The organism is Thalassospira sp. SN3W, from assembly GCF_038070535.1.
GTDB classification, from domain to species: domain Bacteria; phylum Pseudomonadota; class Alphaproteobacteria; order Rhodospirillales; family Thalassospiraceae; genus Thalassospira; species Thalassospira xiamenensis.
The window spans coordinates 2440953-2457135 of sequence record NZ_CP121124.1 but is presented as its reverse complement, the minus strand read 5'-3'; the positions used below and the strand labels follow the sequence as shown (position 1 = coordinate 2457135).

Annotated in this window: 15 protein-coding genes; 5 read left to right on the top strand and 10 right to left on the bottom strand. The window is 56.5% G+C overall.

The window, feature by feature from the left end; all coding sequences use genetic code 11:
• Positions 1 to 2: 2 nt before the first annotated feature.
• The 3 genes from P8T57_RS11055 to P8T57_RS11045 all read left to right on the top strand — a co-directional run bounded on the left by P8T57_RS11055 (position 3) and on the right by P8T57_RS11045 (position 2728).
• Positions 3 to 833 (top strand): carbohydrate ABC transporter permease, encoded by an 831-nt coding sequence (locus P8T57_RS11055; protein ID WP_051682277.1) that lies wholly within the window; start codon positions 3 to 5, stop codon positions 831 to 833.
• Positions 834 to 872: 39 nt separating this feature from the next.
• Positions 873 to 1880 carry an ABC transporter ATP-binding protein gene (locus tag P8T57_RS11050; RefSeq protein ID WP_071240881.1) on the top strand — a complete coding sequence of 336 codons (1008 nt, stop codon included), beginning with the start codon at positions 873 to 875 and terminating at the stop codon, positions 1878 to 1880.
• 77 nt (positions 1881 to 1957) lie between these two features.
• Positions 1958 to 2728: an SDR family oxidoreductase gene (locus P8T57_RS11045; RefSeq protein ID WP_007089149.1), complete on the top strand. Its 771-nt coding sequence runs from the start codon at positions 1958 to 1960 to the stop codon at positions 2726 to 2728.
• Positions 2729 to 2833: 105 nt separating this feature from the next.
• Here the strand turns inward: P8T57_RS11045 and P8T57_RS11040 are convergent, their stop codons facing one another.
• A complete protein-coding gene (locus P8T57_RS11040; RefSeq protein ID WP_341363122.1) occupies positions 2834 to 4057 on the bottom strand; it encodes a crosslink repair DNA glycosylase YcaQ family protein in 1224 nt (407 codons plus the stop codon).
• A gap of 480 nt (positions 4058 to 4537) precedes the next feature.
• Here P8T57_RS11040 and P8T57_RS11035 point away from each other — a divergent pair, with 480 nt between their 5' ends.
• The gene (locus P8T57_RS11035) at positions 4538 to 6478 is read left to right on the top strand and encodes an SLC13 family permease (RefSeq protein WP_341363121.1); all 1941 of its coding nucleotides are present in this window, start codon (positions 4538 to 4540) and stop codon (positions 6476 to 6478) included.
• 1 nt (position 6479) lies between these two features.
• Here P8T57_RS11035 and P8T57_RS11030 read toward each other — a convergent pair whose 3' ends face one another.
• The 5 genes from P8T57_RS11030 to P8T57_RS11010 all read right to left on the bottom strand — a co-directional run bounded on the left by P8T57_RS11030 (position 6480) and on the right by P8T57_RS11010 (position 8953).
• Positions 6480 to 6989: a hypothetical protein gene (locus P8T57_RS11030; RefSeq protein WP_341363120.1), complete on the bottom strand. Its 510-nt coding sequence runs from the start codon at positions 6987 to 6989 to the stop codon at positions 6480 to 6482.
• A gap of 102 nt (positions 6990 to 7091) precedes the next feature.
• The gene (gene folD, locus P8T57_RS11025) at positions 7092 to 7991 is read right to left on the bottom strand and encodes a bifunctional methylenetetrahydrofolate dehydrogenase/methenyltetrahydrofolate cyclohydrolase FolD (RefSeq protein ID WP_037990490.1); all 900 of its coding nucleotides are present in this window, start codon (positions 7989 to 7991) and stop codon (positions 7092 to 7094) included.
• On the bottom strand, positions 7988 to 8320 hold the full coding sequence (locus P8T57_RS11020) for a DUF167 family protein (RefSeq protein WP_063093666.1): 333 nt from the start codon (positions 8318 to 8320) through the stop codon (positions 7988 to 7990). Before P8T57_RS11020 ends, folD begins: the two co-directional genes overlap by 4 nt.
• Before the next feature lie 8 nt (positions 8321 to 8328).
• Positions 8329 to 8625, bottom strand: coding sequence for a YggT family protein (locus P8T57_RS11015; RefSeq protein ID WP_007089155.1), 297 nt, complete (start codon positions 8623 to 8625; stop codon positions 8329 to 8331).
• Between the two features lie 154 nt (positions 8626 to 8779).
• Positions 8780 to 8953: a hypothetical protein gene (locus P8T57_RS11010; protein WP_341363119.1), complete on the bottom strand. Its 174-nt coding sequence runs from the start codon at positions 8951 to 8953 to the stop codon at positions 8780 to 8782.
• Between P8T57_RS11010 and P8T57_RS11005 the strand changes: the two genes are divergently transcribed.
• Positions 8952 to 9539 (top strand): DNA-3-methyladenine glycosylase I, encoded by a 588-nt coding sequence (locus P8T57_RS11005; protein ID WP_341363118.1) that lies wholly within the window; start codon positions 8952 to 8954, stop codon positions 9537 to 9539. The genes P8T57_RS11010 and P8T57_RS11005 overlap by 2 nt on opposite strands.
• Here P8T57_RS11005 and P8T57_RS11000 read toward each other — a convergent pair.
• From P8T57_RS11000 to P8T57_RS10985, 4 genes are all read right to left on the bottom strand, one after another.
• On the bottom strand, positions 9536 to 10579 hold the full coding sequence (locus P8T57_RS11000) for a LacI family DNA-binding transcriptional regulator (RefSeq protein WP_341363117.1): 1044 nt from the start codon (positions 10577 to 10579) through the stop codon (positions 9536 to 9538). The genes P8T57_RS11005 and P8T57_RS11000 overlap by 4 nt on opposite strands.
• 273 nt (positions 10580 to 10852) lie before the next feature.
• The gene (locus P8T57_RS10995) at positions 10853 to 11476 is read right to left on the bottom strand and encodes an alpha-ketoglutarate-dependent dioxygenase AlkB (protein WP_063093663.1); all 624 of its coding nucleotides are present in this window, start codon (positions 11474 to 11476) and stop codon (positions 10853 to 10855) included.
• A gap of 100 nt (positions 11477 to 11576) precedes the next feature.
• Entirely contained in the window at positions 11577 to 13028 is a 1452-nt protein-coding gene (locus P8T57_RS10990; RefSeq protein ID WP_037990484.1) for an efflux transporter outer membrane subunit, read from the bottom strand.
• Position 13029: 1 nt separating this feature from the next.
• Complete coding sequence (locus P8T57_RS10985; RefSeq protein WP_341363116.1) at positions 13030 to 16182, bottom strand: efflux RND transporter permease subunit; 3153 nt, start codon at positions 16180 to 16182, stop codon at positions 13030 to 13032.
• Between the last annotated feature and the right edge of the window lies 1 nt (position 16183).

Below are 16183 nucleotides of genomic sequence, written 5' to 3'. Positions count from 1 at the left end.
AGATGGAAAACAAACAAACAGCCCTTGGCCATATCGGTTTTTCGATCTTTGCCTGGATTGTCGGGCTTCTGATCTTCTTCCCGATCTTCTGGATGGTCCTGACCAGCTTCAAGACCGAGCTTGAAGCGGTATCGATCCCGCCAAGCTTCATTTCGTTTGACTGGACGCTCGAAAACTATGCCGAGGTACAGGCGCGGTCCGATTATTTCCGGTTTGCCATGAATTCGGTGATCCTCTCGGTTGGCTCTACCCTGGTGGGTCTTCTTTTTGCCGTGCCCTGCGCATGGGCGATGGCCTTCAATCCGACCAAACGGACCAAGGATGCCCTACTCTGGATGCTGTCGACCAAGATGATGCCGCCAGTTGGCGTATTGGTCCCGATCTATCTGGTGTTTCGCGACTGGGGCCTGCTTGATACCCGGTTCGGTCTGATCATGGTTCTGTTCCTGATGAACCTGCCGATCATGGTCTGGATGCTTTACACCTATTTCAAGGAAATCCCGGCCGACATCCTTGAAGCCGCCCGCATGGATGGGGCCACTTTGCCCAAGGAAATCATCTTTGTGCTGTTGCCAATGGCGGTTCCGGGCATCGCATCGACCATGCTGCTCAACATCATCCTGGCCTGGAACGAAGCTTTCTGGACCCTGAACCTGACCACCGCCGATGCTGCCCCGCTGACCGCTTTCATTGCCTCCTATTCCAGCCCCGAAGGGCTGTTCTGGGCAAAGCTTTCAGCCGCATCGACGATGGCGGTTGCACCGATTCTGATCATCGGCTGGTTCTCGCAGAAACAGCTTGTTCGTGGCCTGACATTTGGCGCGGTCAAGTAACCGCCGCCTGATCGAAATTCAACAAGAAGGAACACCGAAATGGGTGCTATCCGACTGGAAAAAGTCAAGAAAACCTTCGGAACGCTGGATGTTATTCCGGGTGTGGACCTTGATATCAATGATGGTGAATTTGTTGTCTTTGTCGGCCCGTCGGGCTGTGGCAAATCCACTTTGCTGCGCCTGATCGCCGGTCTTGAAGACGTCACTGATGGCAAAATCCTGATCAACGGTACCGACGTCGCCAACGAGGCACCGGCAAAACGCGGTCTTTCGATGGTGTTTCAGTCATATGCGCTTTATCCGCACATGACGGTCTATAACAACATCGCCTTTGGCCTGAAAATGGCCGGGGAAAGCAAGGCCGTCATCGATGAAAAGGTCCAGAACGCGGCCAAAATCCTTAACCTGACGGATTATCTGGAACGCCGCCCCGGCGCGCTTTCCGGGGGACAGCGCCAGCGTGTCGCAATCGGTCGTGCGATTGTGCGTAACCCGGCGGCCTTCCTGTTTGACGAACCGTTGTCAAACCTTGATGCCGCCCTTCGCGTCAATATGCGCCTTGAAATCACCGGCCTTCATCAGGAACTGAAAACCACGATGATCTATGTGACCCATGATCAGGTCGAAGCCATGACCATGGCCGACAAGATCGTCGTGTTGCAGGCCGGCCGGGTCGAACAGGTCGGCAAACCGATGGAACTGTATAACAATCCCGCCAACAAGTTTGTCGCGGGCTTTATCGGGTCACCGAAAATGAACTTCCTCGGTGGCGACTACGCCCGAAAATATGACTGCCACGAAGTCGGCATTCGCCCCGAACATGTCGCGGTCAGTACCGAAAGCGGCGATCTTCCCGCAACCGTCAAGATTGCCGAACATCTTGGTGCCGAAACCTATCTGCACGTCAATGCCGACGGCTTTGGCCCGATGACGGTGCGCGCAACCGGCGAAGTGCCGCTGGGCGAACATGACAAAATCTGGCTGACCCCGGAACAGGACCGCATCCATCGTTTTGATGCGAACGGTATCGCTCTTGGAAACCCCTGAGACTTTCAAAAAACCGGATCGCATTGCCCCATACGCCATGCGACCCAGCCTGACCACCACAAGAATGTGAGACCAAAATGTATCTCAAAAAGTTCGATCTTACCGGACGCCGCGCCTATGTCACCGGGGGCGGTCGCGCAATTGGCCTGTCATGCTGCGAGGCACTGGCAGAAGCAGGCGCGCATGTCATTATCGGTGACATCAGCGAAGGCGTCGCCGAAGAAGGCCGTGATTACCTGAAATCAAAGGGTTACACCGCCGATATCGACATCATGGACGTCACCAACACTGATCAGGTCCGCACCAGTGCCGAAAAAATGGGCCGTGAAGGCGGCGTTGATATTCTGGTCAACAATGCCGGTATCGCACGTTCCGAAACCCCGGCCGAAACCGTCACCGATGAACATTGGCTCAACGTCATTGACGTCAACCTGAACGGCACATTCTGGTGCTGCCGCGAATTTGGCAAACAGATGCTGGCCAAGAAAAACGGCGTGATCGTCAATGTCGGCTCCATGTCGGGCTTCATCGTCAACAAACCGCAGGAACAGGCCTATTACAACGCATCCAAGGCCGCCGTGCATCATTTGACCAAATCGCTGGCTGCCGAATGGGGCGGACGTGGCGTGCGCGTCAATGCGGTTGCACCGACCTATATCGCAACACCGCTAAATGAATTCGTGAAATCCAAGCCGGACATGTATGACGCCTGGATCAATGGCACCCCGATGGCCCGCCTTGGCCTGACCGAGGAAATCGGATCGGTTGTGCTGTTCCTGGCATCCGACGCGTCCAGCCTGATGACCGGCTCCATTGTCCTGGCTGATGGGGGTTATACCTGCTGGTAAGGCACAGGTAAAACTGTTGATCGCATTGTCCTGAAGCTTCTGCGATCAGGTCAGGACTGTGGTAGAACGGGGCGTGGTTGTGGGACCTTCGCCCCGTTCACCTTTTCAGCCTTGAATTTGTCGGCCAAGACACACCGAAAACGGATTGCACGGGACAACGACAACGCCCGAAAGCCCCAGAAACCGCGCCAGTCGTGACAGATTCACCATCAGATCACCCGCAACAGTTACCGCATCACACCCGTCTTCCAGATGTGCGCTCTGCACCCGGAGAACCCCTTCCTGCCGATCCGCTTTCAGATCGACACGCGCAACAAATTCGCCGTTCTGCATGAACGGCAGAACGTAATAGCCATATTGCCGCTTTTCCGCGGGAACATAGATTTCGATGCGGTAATTGAAGCCGAATATCCGTTCCACCCGGTCGCGTTCCCACATGATCGGATCGAACGGTACCATCAAGGCGGTCGGTTTTGCGCGGCACCGCGGGTTGACATGCGGACACAAATATCCCGGCTGTTTCCAACCCTCGACATTCGCCTGCAACAACGTGCCGTCCTCGACCATTTCGGCAACGCGCGCCTTGGCATCGTCGGTCGGCAGGCGGAAATACTTCCGAAGATCGGCCTCGGTCGCGATCCCCATCGCGGCAATCCCGTTGCGGATCAGGGCACGCTGGGCCTCGGCACGCGGCATCCGCGGTTCAAGCGCCTCCGGGCCGATGATCCGTTCGGGCAGGTCATAAACCCGCTCGAAACTGGTGCGCCGTTTGCGCGCCATCACCTGCCCGCTCCAGAACAGGAATTCCATCGCGGTTTTGGTTTTCGACCATCCCCACCATTTCGAACTTGATGCGCCTTCCTGTTCCAGATCACTGGCGGCAAGTGCCCCTTCCTTTTCGATCCGGTCCAGAATGCTGCGCACAAATTCAGGATGATCACGGATCATTTTGGCGATCTGCCCCCAGGTGCCTTTGCCCTCGGCGGCATCCGCCATGCGCCATCGATAAAGCCCGTAATCCTCAACCGGGATCATCGATGCCTCGTGGCCCCAATATTCAAACAATCGCCGCTGCCGGGCGTTGCCCCAGCTCAGTTGATCAAGGTCCGCCGGGTCATAAACGCCAAGCCGCGAAAAGACCGGCATGTAATGCGCACGCGTCAGAACATTGACACTGTCGACCTGCAACATGCCGGTCTGGCGAATGGCTTTCATGATCCGGCGCTTCGTCACCGGGCGGCTTTCGTCCTGATCAAACCCCTGTGCGGCAAGGGCCAGATTGCGCGCCTGCCGGGCGGATACGGAAATCGCGGCTTTGTCGTTAATCATGGTGGCCTTTGAAAAATCGCAAAGAAAAACAGTGTGATGGTAACATAGGGGCTGGCCCCATTGATTTGTTTGAAATGGTCAATCAGATTTGTGCGGATACGCGAAGCAAAATCGAAGGAAGATATATATCTTTCAAGGTTTTGCGACAAAGTAGTCCGTGCAAATCCGATTGATCCGAAGGACAGGTGCTATATTTGCGAACTCCGGCGTCAAAGCCCTTGTCCGGGATACCGACCCGCACGGCGGGCTTTTTCTTGGATTTCGCAAATATAGCACCTGCCATTCCAATCAAATCAATGGGTCCAGCCCCTACCTCCTGACAATAATGGCAGGAGGTTACAGGAACATTTCGGTGGGTCGGATCGTTTCCTATGGCCGGTTTCTATTCCCTGCGGTTTCTATTCCCTGTGGCATCTATGTTTCTGCCATCTTTGATCCTGACCATGTTTTCAACCCGATGAAGCAACCAGACAGGCATCCATGGAACTCGAACAAATTCTGATCCTTGCCATTCTTGTCGGAACGGTCGTGATGTTCCTGTGGGGCCGCTGGCGTCATGACATGGTTGCGATGGCATCCCTGCTATGTTGCGTGGTCGCGGGGCTGGTGCCGGTTGATGGGGCCTTTCAGGGTTTCGGTCATCCGGCGGTGATCACGGTTGCCTGTATCCTGATCCTGTCATCCGCACTACAGCAATCGGGCGCGGTCGATAACCTGACCCGCATGGTTCTACCGCAATCCGCCGGGCCGGTTGTCACCATGGCCGCCCTCAGCCTGCTGGCGGCCATCCTGTCGGCCTTCATGAACAATGTCGGCGCGCTGGCGCTTCTGATGCCCGTCGCCCTGCAAATCGCCGCCAAACAGAACCTGCCACCGGGCAAAATCCTGATGCCTCTGGCCTTCGGATCGATCTTGGGCGGCATGACCACCCTGATCGGGACCCCGCCCAACCTGATCGTTGCTGGGTTCCGCGCCGAGGCGGGCGAGGGCGGCTTTACGATGTTTGACTACACTCCAGTCGGGATTGTTGTGGCCGCCGCTGGTCTGATTTTCGTCATGGTGTTTGGCCGCTGGCTTGTTCCCACCCGTGAACGCGCCGGGGCAGAGGGCTTTGAAACCGGTTCCTACCTGACCGAGGCGCGCATTGCCGCGGGCAGCAAGGCAATCGGCATGATGCTGCGCGATGTAAACCGCGAACTTGAAAAGGGCGACGCGCAGGTCATCGGCCTGATCCGCAACGAAAAACGCATTCCCGCCCCCAACCCTTATCGCGAACTGCATGAAAACGACATCCTGATCATCGAAGCCGATCCCGAAGCACTGGCCATTGCCCTGTCCGCCCTTGATTTGAAGCTTGAGGAAGAATTACGCGATCTGGAGGCACAGGCAAAGGCGGCGGAACAACCGGAAGATAAAGGCGATACGGATGCACCGGAAGCCCCGGAAGCCAAAAATACAAAGACAATTGCCACCAAATCAGCAAAGGCCGAAAAGAAAGCTGACACGCCCGAAACCGATACGCAAAAGCCCGATGATGGCCGCCGCGGCGCGATCCAGTCCGATGACATTGCGCTTATGGAACTGGCGATTTTGCCGAACTCCGGCTTTATCGGCCGGTCCGCCACCGATATCCATCTGCGCACCCGGTATGGCGTAAACCTTTTGGCGGTGTCGCGGCAGGGGCAACGCTCGATGGCGCGGTTGCGTACCATGTCAATGAAGGCCGGCGACGTGCTTTTGATGCAAGGTCCGCCCGAAGCCATTCATGATTTTGCATCGCGCCTTGGCTGTGTGCCGCTGGCGCAACGCGCGCTTCGCATCCCCGACAATGCACAGGCGCTAAAGGCCACGGGCATCATGGCCGCGGCCATCGGTGCCGCCGCCTTTGGCGTCATGCCCGCTGCCGTTGCCTTTGCCATCGGGGTTCTGATCGCCATGGTGACCCGCGTGGTCGCCCCGCGCAATGTCTATGACGCGGTGGACTGGCCGGTAATTGTCCTGCTTGCCGCCCTGATCCCGGTGGCAACTGCCATGGAAACCACCGGCACGGCCGATCTGATTGCCCGCTTCCTGCTAAACTGGGTCGCACAGGGGAATGCCATTATTGCCCTTGGCCTGATCCTGATCATCACCATGACGCTCTCGGATTTCATGAACAACGCCGCCACGGCGGCCGTCATGTGCCCGATTGCAATTGGCAGTGCCGCGCAACTCGACGCCAATCCCGACGCCTTCCTGATGGCGGTCGCTATCGGCGCATCCTGCGCCTTCCTGACCCCGATCGGCCACCAGAACAACACCCTGATCCTCGGCCCCGGCGGCTTCCGCTTTGGCGATTACTGGCGGCTCGGCCTGCCGATTGAAATCATAGTGGTGGCGGTTGGGGTGCCAATGTTGTTGTGGGTTTGGCCGCTAGGTTAAGTCAATCAAGCGCCGGATCATCATATGAACGCTGACGCAGATAAAGGCCCGGCGTCATGACATGAAGAAAATTGGCATGAGATCCTTCAGACACGTCCACAATAGCGCCGGAAGGCAGCAATCTTAGCAACGCATTCTGATAACCGTTCGGTAATCTTTTATTCTTCAAGGTCTCGACCTCTTCAAACTCTCTTGTATTGACAAGAACGGTTATTGGATCGTCCTGAAACTGGCCGATACGGCAGTAGCTGCCGTCATCTGCCACAACCAGATCACCAAATCCTGCAAAGGAATACCAACGGGCTTCCAATACAGTTGGGCCGCGCATTACATGCTTGTAAGCGCGTGACGTCACTTCGGGACTGCCCAATTGGGACGCTTTCGCAATAGCAAGTTTCATACCTGCTTCGTCACCGATATGCGCAACGCAGACATCTTTTAACGTCTGATACAATGGGTTGCTTGTTTGGCACCCGGTCAGGCCCGTGAAAACAACCAACAGCAAGGCCATTTTGCCAGCGGATCGTATTATCTCGTCTCTGGAAAATATTTTCACGAGCACCTAGAAAAATGAGACAGTTCAAAAGACTGCCTCATTTTCTACTCGAATAACTTAGCTGTCAAAGCCAAGATTCGGCACCGCAAGCCCATTGGCACGACACGCCGAAATCAGGGTGTTGTTGAGCAAACACGCAATCGTCATCGGGCCAACACCGCCCGGAACCGGGGTAATCGCACCGGCGACTTTGGATGCGGTTTCAAATTCGACATCGCCAACCAGCTTCATCTTGCCTTCGGCCCCTTCAACCCGGTTGATGCCGACATCAATCACGGTAGCACCGGGCGCGATCCAGTCGCCCTTGATCATGTTGGGGCGGCCGACGGCGGCAACGACGATGTCCGCCCGGCGGACTTCTTCGGGCAGGTCACGGGTGCGCGAATGCGCGATGGTCACCGTGCAGCTTTCTTTCAGAAGCAACTGCGCCATCGGCTTGCCGACGATGTTGGACCGGCCAACAACCACCGCGCGCATCCCCGAAAGATCACCAAGCGTGTCCTTAAGCAGCATCAGGCAGCCATAAGGCGTGCAGGGCGCAAATCCCTCGCCCCCGGTTGCCAGTGCACCGGCATTAACGACATGGAAGCCGTCAACATCCTTGGCCGGATCAATCGCGGCAAGGATCGCCTGATCGTCGATATGTTTGGGCACCGGCAACTGGCACAGGATACCATGCACATTCGGATCAGCGTTCAGCTTCGCAATCAGCGCCAGAAGCTCTTCCTGCGACGTATCGGCGGAAAGCTTGTGCTCATACGAATTCATGCCGCATTCAAGGGTCTGCTTGCCCTTGTTACGGACATAAACCTGGCTTGCCGGGTCTTCACCGACCAGAATAACCGCAAGGCCCGGCGTGATGCCGTGCGCATCTTTGATCTTGGCCACTTCTGCTGCGATATCGCCGCGCAATTTGGCTGCGAATGCTTTGCCGTCGATGATTTTTGCGTCGCTCATATGTCTTGTCCGCCCGTCAATTCATGAAGTTGCGCAATCAGTGCGTCCGGATCGCCTGAAATTTCCAGCACCTTGTTGCGGTCCGTATGCCCGGCAACAATTTCGACTGACGATTTAGGCCATTTGGCCGTTTTTGCCAAAAGCTTTATCAGGGCTGTATTCGCCTTGCCATTTTCAGGCACCGCCGTAACCGTCGCCCTGACCTGCTGCTGCCCGTTACCATCAACGCCAACCCCGGCAATCGCATTGCGCGAAGCCTTTGGCGTCAGACGCAAAAACACCTTGATGCCGGTGCCATCCGAAAGCTTCTCGCAGAACGGTTTACCCATCTACGGGCTTAGTAACCCAGCAACGCCGCACGCACGTCTGTCTGGATCAGCATATTGGCAAACTGCAGGATCAGGATCAGGATGATCGGCGAAATATCAATGCCGCCCAGATTCGGAATGATCCGGCGGATCGGTCGCAATGCCGGTTCGGTAATCCGATAGAGGAAATCGCCAACCATATAAACGAACCGGTTGCTGGAATTGATCACGTCAAATGCCACAAGCCATGACAGGATTGCCGACGCAATCAGCATGAAAATGTAGATACCGATAACGGTGTCAATAAGCCAAAAAATCGCCAGCATCGCCGCTCCTTGTAGCAGTCGGTCCAGATCGGGCCGATCTGATCGGAATTGTGTTAACACGCTGCAAAACCTAGTCGGCCTTGGCTCCGGGCGCAAGCACAGAGCACCTATTTTCCGATGCTTTCATCAAGTTTTCCACATGATGTGACATGCTTCACCAGACATTGCGCGATTTTGGCACGACCTTTTCGCCAAAATGGTTCGAGAACATCCCCGCCCCGACAGTTTCTGTCAGGAGAAATGTCAGGATAAAGTCATCAGGCTTGCAAGGCCCACCGATCCCATCCAACAATGCCCCGCCATCAAACGACAAAAAAGGATCGACCATGTCGGCAAACACGCTCCCCCGTTGCAAATGGGCCGAAACCCATCTCGACAAGCCGTTTTACGTCGATTACCACGATCAGGAATGGGGTGTTCCGGTTCATGATGACCGGCATTTTTTCGAAATGCTGATCCTTGAAGGCGCGCAGGCCGGTTTAAGCTGGCTGACGATCCTTGCCCGGCGCGACACCTATCGCGCGGCCTATGACAATTTTGATGTCCAGAAAATCGCGAAATATGACGAGGCCAAACAACAAACACTTCTGGCCGATCCCGGCATCATCCGCAACCGGGCCAAGGTCGCGGCAAGCATCCTTAATGCCAGAGCCTTCATCGAAATCCAGAAGGAATTTGGCAGTTTTGATGCCTATATCTGGGATTTCATCGGCGGCAAACCCATCATCAACCACTGGAAAGCCATGTCCGACGTGCCCGTATCGACGGAACTCAGCGACGCCCTGTCCAAGGACCTCAAAAAACGCGGCATGAAGTTTGTCGGCACGACAATCATCTATTCCTTCATGCAGGCCACCGGCCTTGTGATGGACCACACCACCGATTGCCACTGCTACCCGGCACTTTCGGCTTAACGCGTCGATCCCCTGACAAGCAGACTGGTTTCAAGCACGCGGTTGTTGTCGCCCTGCGCTTCGCCAAGCGCCATTTCGGCGGCCAGACGTCCCTTTTCAACGGAATCCTGACGGATGCTCGATAATGGCGGGTCGGTGCGTTCGCCCTCCGCGATTCCGTCAAAGCCAATCACCTTAAGATCATCGGGGATTTTGCGCCCGCTTGCGCGTGCACCATCAAGTGCCCCGATGGCAATCACATCGGACATCGCCAGAATCCCGTCAATTTCCGGGTGGTCGCGTAACATGGTTTCGACCATTTCGGCACTGTGCGATGACATGTTTTCGCATTCGATATGGACGACATCCTCGATCGCGATCCCCGCCTTTTTAAGACTGGCGTGATATCCACCAAGCCGTTCGCGCACCACACGGTGGCTGACCGCCCCGCGGCGCTTGGCATTCATCGGGCCGAAATTTTCCGCCTTGTTGGCCTGCAGGGACAGGATGGCGAATTTGCGCGCACCACAATCAATCAAATGCTGGGCCGCCATTTCCGCACCGGCAAAATCATCAAGCACCACGGTGCCCGCCGCCCCGGCAATATCGGTATCGATGCAGACCAGCGGCTGGTTGCGGCGCTGAATGGCGGAAATGATGTCATTGTCATCGGAATAGCAATGCACCAGAAAGGCATCAACCGCGGCATTGTTGATCGCGGTAATTGCCTGTTCGGGGTTTTCTGCGGAAATGATCATCATATTGACCGCCTGACGGGCACATTCCCGCCCGACACCGCGCAGAAGCTCAATCGCCACCGGATCACTGAACGCATATTCAAGGTTATCGGGAAACACCACGCCAAGCGCCCCGGCCTTGCCGGTGCGGAGCATCCGCGCCATCACATGCGGCCCGCGATAGCCAAGCTCTTTGGCAACGTCCAGAATGCGTTCCCGGACTTCCTTGCGGACCAGATCGGGCTTGCCAAAGGCATTTGATGCCGTGCCTTGCGATACCCCGGCCGCCTTGGCCACATCCAGAAGACGTACCCGTTCTGCCATGCTTGCGATGTCTCCCCTTCATTCACCCCGGCTTACGGATTAACCGGCAATCACGTGACATTTTTTTGAATCGGTTCATCCCGATATTGACAGAACCCCTTTCGGACCGCCACACTGCATTCATTGAATCGATTCATTATTGTGCGCGCCGATTGCGCAACCACCGATATGTTTGTCCGTTTGCACCCCGGTGTTGACGGTTTTCCCGGCAATCTCGAATTGCTGACTTCAAGCCGCCCTGACCGGGGCGGCTTTTTTCGGAGCCCCCCGAACTCATCGACCGCGCACCTTGTTTTCCGGTGCGGTATGACGGAATGTCAGGTTGATCCGGGGCCCGATCTGACGCGCGGTTTTGGGAATCTGATGCAACCAGTGATGCTGTGTCGCGCCCCGCATGATCAGCAGCGAATTATGCGGCAGATCGACACTGACCCGATCACCGGTTTTCTTGTGCCGGAAATGGAACCGGCGTTCCTCACCAAACGACAGACTGGCAATAATCGGATTTTCGCCCAGCACATCCTCGTCATCGGCATGCCATGCAACGCTGTCGCGCCCGTCGCGATACTGGTTCAGCAGAACCGTGTTGAACGACGCATCGGATTTTTCTTCGACCAGTTCACGAAGTGGCACGACAATTTTCGGAAATGGTGATGCCGGGTGATAGACACCGCTATAACGATAGGCCACATCGCCATACCACGCCGTCAATCGCGGCACGGCAATTTCGCGCCCCATCAATCTGGCAACTTCCTGCTGCCAGACAATGCCGCTTAAAAGCCGCTCAAACGTTCGATCCGCGTCGCCTGCGGCCATAACCTCACGCAGCAGCAATGCCTCCCCATCAAAGGGCAGCAGATTGTGTGGTGGCTCATTGGCAAACAGATCGCCCGTCATTTTCTTCCCCGGTTCACGATACCCAAGACCTAGGCCGAACTGGCGGCGAAAACAAGCAACAGCTTATGGAAATCAGCGTTATTACAGATGTTTGGCGGCGCTAGCCATTATTCATGTCAATCCCGGCCTTGTCGGCATAACGTTCGACATCATCAACGCTAAGTCCGACCGCGGCATAAAGATTGATGGTTTCCAGTTCCAGATCGGTTTCCGCATCCGCCAGGTCCTGCTGCGACTGCGTCAGGGTGCGCTGCGAATCAAGAACATCAAGGAAGTTTGAAAGCCCCTGAACATAACGCACCCGCGACTGCTCGAACGCCTGACGGTGATACTGCACCGATGAAATCAGGGAATCGCGCTGCTGGACCGCCCCGACATAGCCGTAAATCGCACTTTCAACATCCTGAATGGCGACCAGAAGCGTCTGCTGATAGCCATAAAATGCCTGCTGCGCCTGTTGTTCGGCAACATCGATATCGGCCTGTCTGGCACCGCCATCATAAAGCGTCGCATCAATCAGCGCCCCGATGGCGGCCATTGCAGTACGGACAATCGGCCCGGTGCCATACCCCGTCGCCCCAAGGGCAAGTGACCCGTCCAGCGTCAATTCAGGATAAAGATCGGCGGTCTGAACCCCGATTTCGGCGGTGGCGGAAATCAATGAAAGCTCGGCCGCGCGGACATCGGGGCGACGGCGCAAAAGGTCGGCTGGAATGCCAATCGGCGGCGCACTGTCAAATTCCGGCAGGGGCTGCACATCGACCAGACGGTCGCGATAGCTTCCCGGCTGCGCCCCCAGAAGGATTCCAATCGCATTGATCGACCGATCAATATCGGTCTGCAATGTCGGCAATGTCGCCTCAATATCGGAAACCTCGGCGCGCGCGCGCGAAAGATCAAGTTCGGACGCCAGCCCCGTCTGCATCCGGACCTCAACGATGTTGCTGGTCTGACGTTGCAGATCAAGCGAACTGCGCAGCAATTCCTGCCGTTTCTGCGTGCCGCGCAGCTCGATATAGTTGCGTACGATATCGGCAATCACCGTCAGGTAAACGTCTTCGCGCAAATAAACCTGTTCCAGATAATCCGCCAACGCGACTTCGTCCTCGCGCTGCTGCCCGCCCCAGACATCCGCCGTCCATGAAAAATCAATCCCGGCCCGGTATCCGATATCGGTGGTCTGGCTGCCGCGTTCGCGCGACGATGTGCCGCGTTCGGCATCGCCGTTAACACTGGCACCGACCTCGATGCCATTTGCCCCCGAAACACCGCGCGCCACCGCCCGGGCTTCTTCGATCCGGCTGGCCGCGATCCGCAAATCAAGGTTATTGGCAAGTCCAAGCGCAATCAGCTCAGAAAGAACCGGATCACGCGTACTTTCCCACCAACGGCCATGATCGGCCTGATTGGCGGCGATCACCGGTACTGCCGGGGTATAGGCCCCGACAAGATCAAATTTCGGCGCAACATAATCCGGGCCGACCGTCTGACAGGCCGAAAGTCCGATCATAAGCGGCAGGGCACAACAGATTGAAAGACGTTTTACAGACATTCTAGCTGGCACTTCCTTCGACCTCGCCCTTGTCCGGGATGCTTTCCGCAGCCCGCAACTGGCTTTGCAGTTTCTTGCCGCCATCGGCACGGGCTGACACCAGCGGCGCCAGCAAAAGGTATAAAACCGGTGTTAAGAACAGGGTAAAGACCGTCGCAAAACCAAGCCCGCCAAACACTACCCAGCCAATCGCGGCACGCGCCTCCGCCCCGGCCCCGGTGCCGAGCACAAGCGGCAAACCACCCAGCACGGTTGAAATCATTGTCATCATGATCGGGCGCAGGCGGATCATCGCCGCATCATGCACCGCTTCGCGCACGGATTTCCCTGCATCGCGCAACTGGTCGGCAAATTCGACAACAAGAATACCGTTCTTGGCCATAAGCCCGACCAGCATCACCAACCCGATCTGACTATAGATATTGATCGATGTGCCACTGATGCCCAGCGCATAAATCGCCGCCGCCAGACCGAACGGAACGGTCAGAACCACGACAAGGGCAGACATGAAGCTTTCAAACTGTGCGGCGAGAACCAGCAACACCACAAGAACCGCAATCAGGAAGGTGATCTGCACATCATGCGATGTTTCGCCCAGTGTCGCCGCATCGCCCAGGAACAGAACATTCACCCCGGGCGGCAGGACCTTGTCACCGACCTGATCAATATCGACCACTGCCTGCTGCAACGTATATCCCGGCGCAAGGTTGCCCGAAATCTTGACTGCGCGCTGCTGTCCCTCGCGATCCAGTTCCGATGCCACCGCCTCTTCGCTCAGATTGATCACCGAAGATAGCGGTAAAATACGACCATCCCGGTTGCTGACAAACAGATTCTCCAGATCCGACGGATCATTGATGCTGCCCGCACTGCTGCGCAGTTTGACCGGGATGTTTTCATCATCGACCGTAATCTCGGTAACTTCATATCCCTCGATCATCGCACGTAGCGTCGTATCAAGGCTTTCGATCGGAATGCCAAGGTCGGATGCCCGCTGCCGGTCAATATTGACCAGCAATTGCGGCTGTGTCGTCTGATAGGAAACCCGAAGCCCGACAAACTGCGGATAATTCGCCTCAAGCTCCTGCTGCATGGTGCGCGCATTCGCCGCCAGCGTACGATAATTCGTCCCGGTCAGGGCAAATTCAAATCCTTCGCCGGTCCCGCCGCGAAGCCCAAGGCTGTTGGGCTGATAGACAAAGGCCTGCACACCGGGCAGTGCATCAAGCGCCCCACGGATCGAACCGGTGATTTCCTGCTGGCTGCGGCTGCGTTCATCCCACGGCACCAGGGGCGCAATCACCAGCGCACGGTTCGGGTCCCAAAGACCGACAATCGTATAGATGTTATGGGCATCGCCGGCCTCGACAATCGGACGCAGGATGTTTTCAACCGTTTCGACCTGCCGGTCCATGTAATCAATGCCAACCCCGTCCGGCCCGCGCAGCGACACCAGAATACGTCCGCGATCCTCGTCGGGCAGAAGTTCCTGCGTGACGCTGTTATAAACCCCAAAGGCCAGCACACCGGCAAAGATCGACACGATCAGGGTAATCAGCGGGAACCGCAAAACCCATTCAAGAATGTTTTTGTAAATCCCCGAACAGTAAAACCCGACCCGTTCCAGAAAATTCGGCTTGGCATCCTTGTCCCCGTCATGCGGGTCAATATGCTTTAAGCGCGACGCCAGCATCGGACACAGCGAAAGTGCCACAAACGACGACACCGCCACCGAAAACGCCAGTACGAACCCGAATTCCCTGAAAAGCCGCCCCGCCGTGCTCGGCAAAAACGAAATCGGCACGAACACCGATACCAGCGTCAGGGTGGTGGCAATCACCGCAAAAAACACCTGCCGCGTGCCCAGAACCGCGGCCGCCATCGATCCCAATCCCTGATGACGGCGGCGCTGGATATTTTCCAGAACCACAATCGCATCATCGACAATCATCCCCGTTGCCAGAACAAGCGCCAGCAATGTCAGGATATTGATCGAAAAGCCCATCATCCAGATCGCGGCCACCGTCCCGACCAGCGCAATCGGAATGGTCACCGTCGGGATCAGCGTCGCGGTAAAGGACCGCAGGAACAGATAAAGCACGCCGATCACGATGATAATCGCCAACGCCAGACTGTTCAGAACTTCCCAAAGCGCGCCTTCGATAAACACCGCATCGTCGGAATTCACGAAAACATTGATATCGTCGTACTGATTGTTCAGGCGTTCGGCCACCTCGCGAATGCCGTCCGATATCGCAATCGTGTTCGATTGCGCCTGGCGCACGACGCCAAGCCCGATCACGGTCCGGCCGTCCAGACGCACATAGGAGGTTGCATCATCGGGCCCGTAATAGACATCCGCCACATCGCCCAGCCGGACCTGATTGCGGATAAACATCTGTTTGACGTCCTCGACCTCCCAGACCGACGCATCGGCACGGACAAAAAGCTTCTGATCACTGGAATCAAAACTGCCGGCGGGAATGTCGAACTTGGCGGTTTTCAGGACATCCGCAACGTCCTGAACCGAAAAACCGTAACTGGCCAGACGCAGCGGATCGACCCGGACATGCAAAACCTTCTCGCGTTCGCCATTGACGGTGATTTCGGCCACACCGGGCACCGAAAGCAGCGCCGGGCTGATCTGGTCATCCACGATATTGGCAAGCTCTTCCTCGGTCAGGCGGTTGCTGACCACGGCAAGGCGCATGATCGCGCTGGCATCGGCATCGGCCTTGACCACGCGGACATCCTCGACCTCGTCCGGAAGGCTTCTTGACGCACGGCTGACCGCCTCGCGGATGTCATTGGCGGCGTCATTGATTTCAACATCGGGATAAAATTCAACCCGAACCCGCGATGTGGCTTCTTCGCTGTTGGAACTGATGCGTTTGACACCGCTGACCCGCGATGCCGCCCCTTCTAGGATGCTGGTCACCTCGGCATCAACCGTTTCCGGCGAAGCCCCGTCATAGGTCGCATAAACCGTCACGGTCGGCTGATCCACGTTGGGCAATTCACGAATTTCAACGCCGAGCATCGCCGCAAGGCCCGCCAGAATGATCAGAAGCGACACCACGGAAATAAGAACAGGGCGACGGATGCTGAGTGACGCCAGATCATTCTGGTTTTCGTTCTGATTTCCGTCCTGCATG

What these genes read in the sequence shown, in the direction of transcription:
- P8T57_RS11045 (WP_007089149.1), top strand. Translation starts at nt 1,958, where the DNA reads ATGTATCTCAAAAAGTTCGATCTTACCGGACGCCGCGCCTATGTCACC.
- P8T57_RS10985 (WP_341363116.1), bottom strand. Translation starts at nt 16,182, where the DNA reads ATGCAGGACGGAAATCAGAACGAAAACCAGAATGATCTGGCGTCACTC.
- P8T57_RS11035 (WP_341363121.1), top strand. Translation starts at nt 4,538, where the DNA reads ATGGAACTCGAACAAATTCTGATCCTTGCCATTCTTGTCGGAACGGTC.
- P8T57_RS11010 (WP_341363119.1), bottom strand. Translation starts at nt 8,953, where the DNA reads ATGGTCGATCCTTTTTTGTCGTTTGATGGCGGGGCATTGTTGGATGGG.
- P8T57_RS11015 (WP_007089155.1), bottom strand. Translation starts at nt 8,625, where the DNA reads ATGCTGGCGATTTTTTGGCTTATTGACACCGTTATCGGTATCTACATT.
- folD (WP_037990490.1), bottom strand. Translation starts at nt 7,991, where the DNA reads ATGAGCGACGCAAAAATCATCGACGGCAAAGCATTCGCAGCCAAATTG.
- P8T57_RS11040 (WP_341363122.1), bottom strand. Translation starts at nt 4,057, where the DNA reads ATGATTAACGACAAAGCCGCGATTTCCGTATCCGCCCGGCAGGCGCGC.
- P8T57_RS11030 (WP_341363120.1), bottom strand. Translation starts at nt 6,989, where the DNA reads ATGGCCTTGCTGTTGGTTGTTTTCACGGGCCTGACCGGGTGCCAAACA.
- P8T57_RS11000 (WP_341363117.1), bottom strand. Translation starts at nt 10,579, where the DNA reads ATGGCAGAACGGGTACGTCTTCTGGATGTGGCCAAGGCGGCCGGGGTA.
- P8T57_RS11055 (WP_051682277.1), top strand. Translation starts at nt 3, where the DNA reads ATGGAAAACAAACAAACAGCCCTTGGCCATATCGGTTTTTCGATCTTT.
- P8T57_RS11020 (WP_063093666.1), bottom strand. Translation starts at nt 8,320, where the DNA reads ATGGGTAAACCGTTCTGCGAGAAGCTTTCGGATGGCACCGGCATCAAG.
- P8T57_RS10990 (WP_037990484.1), bottom strand. Translation starts at nt 13,028, where the DNA reads ATGTCTGTAAAACGTCTTTCAATCTGTTGTGCCCTGCCGCTTATGATC.
- P8T57_RS10995 (WP_063093663.1), bottom strand. Translation starts at nt 11,476, where the DNA reads ATGACGGGCGATCTGTTTGCCAATGAGCCACCACACAATCTGCTGCCC.
- P8T57_RS11005 (WP_341363118.1), top strand. Translation starts at nt 8,952, where the DNA reads ATGTCGGCAAACACGCTCCCCCGTTGCAAATGGGCCGAAACCCATCTC.
- P8T57_RS11050 (WP_071240881.1), top strand. Translation starts at nt 873, where the DNA reads ATGGGTGCTATCCGACTGGAAAAAGTCAAGAAAACCTTCGGAACGCTG.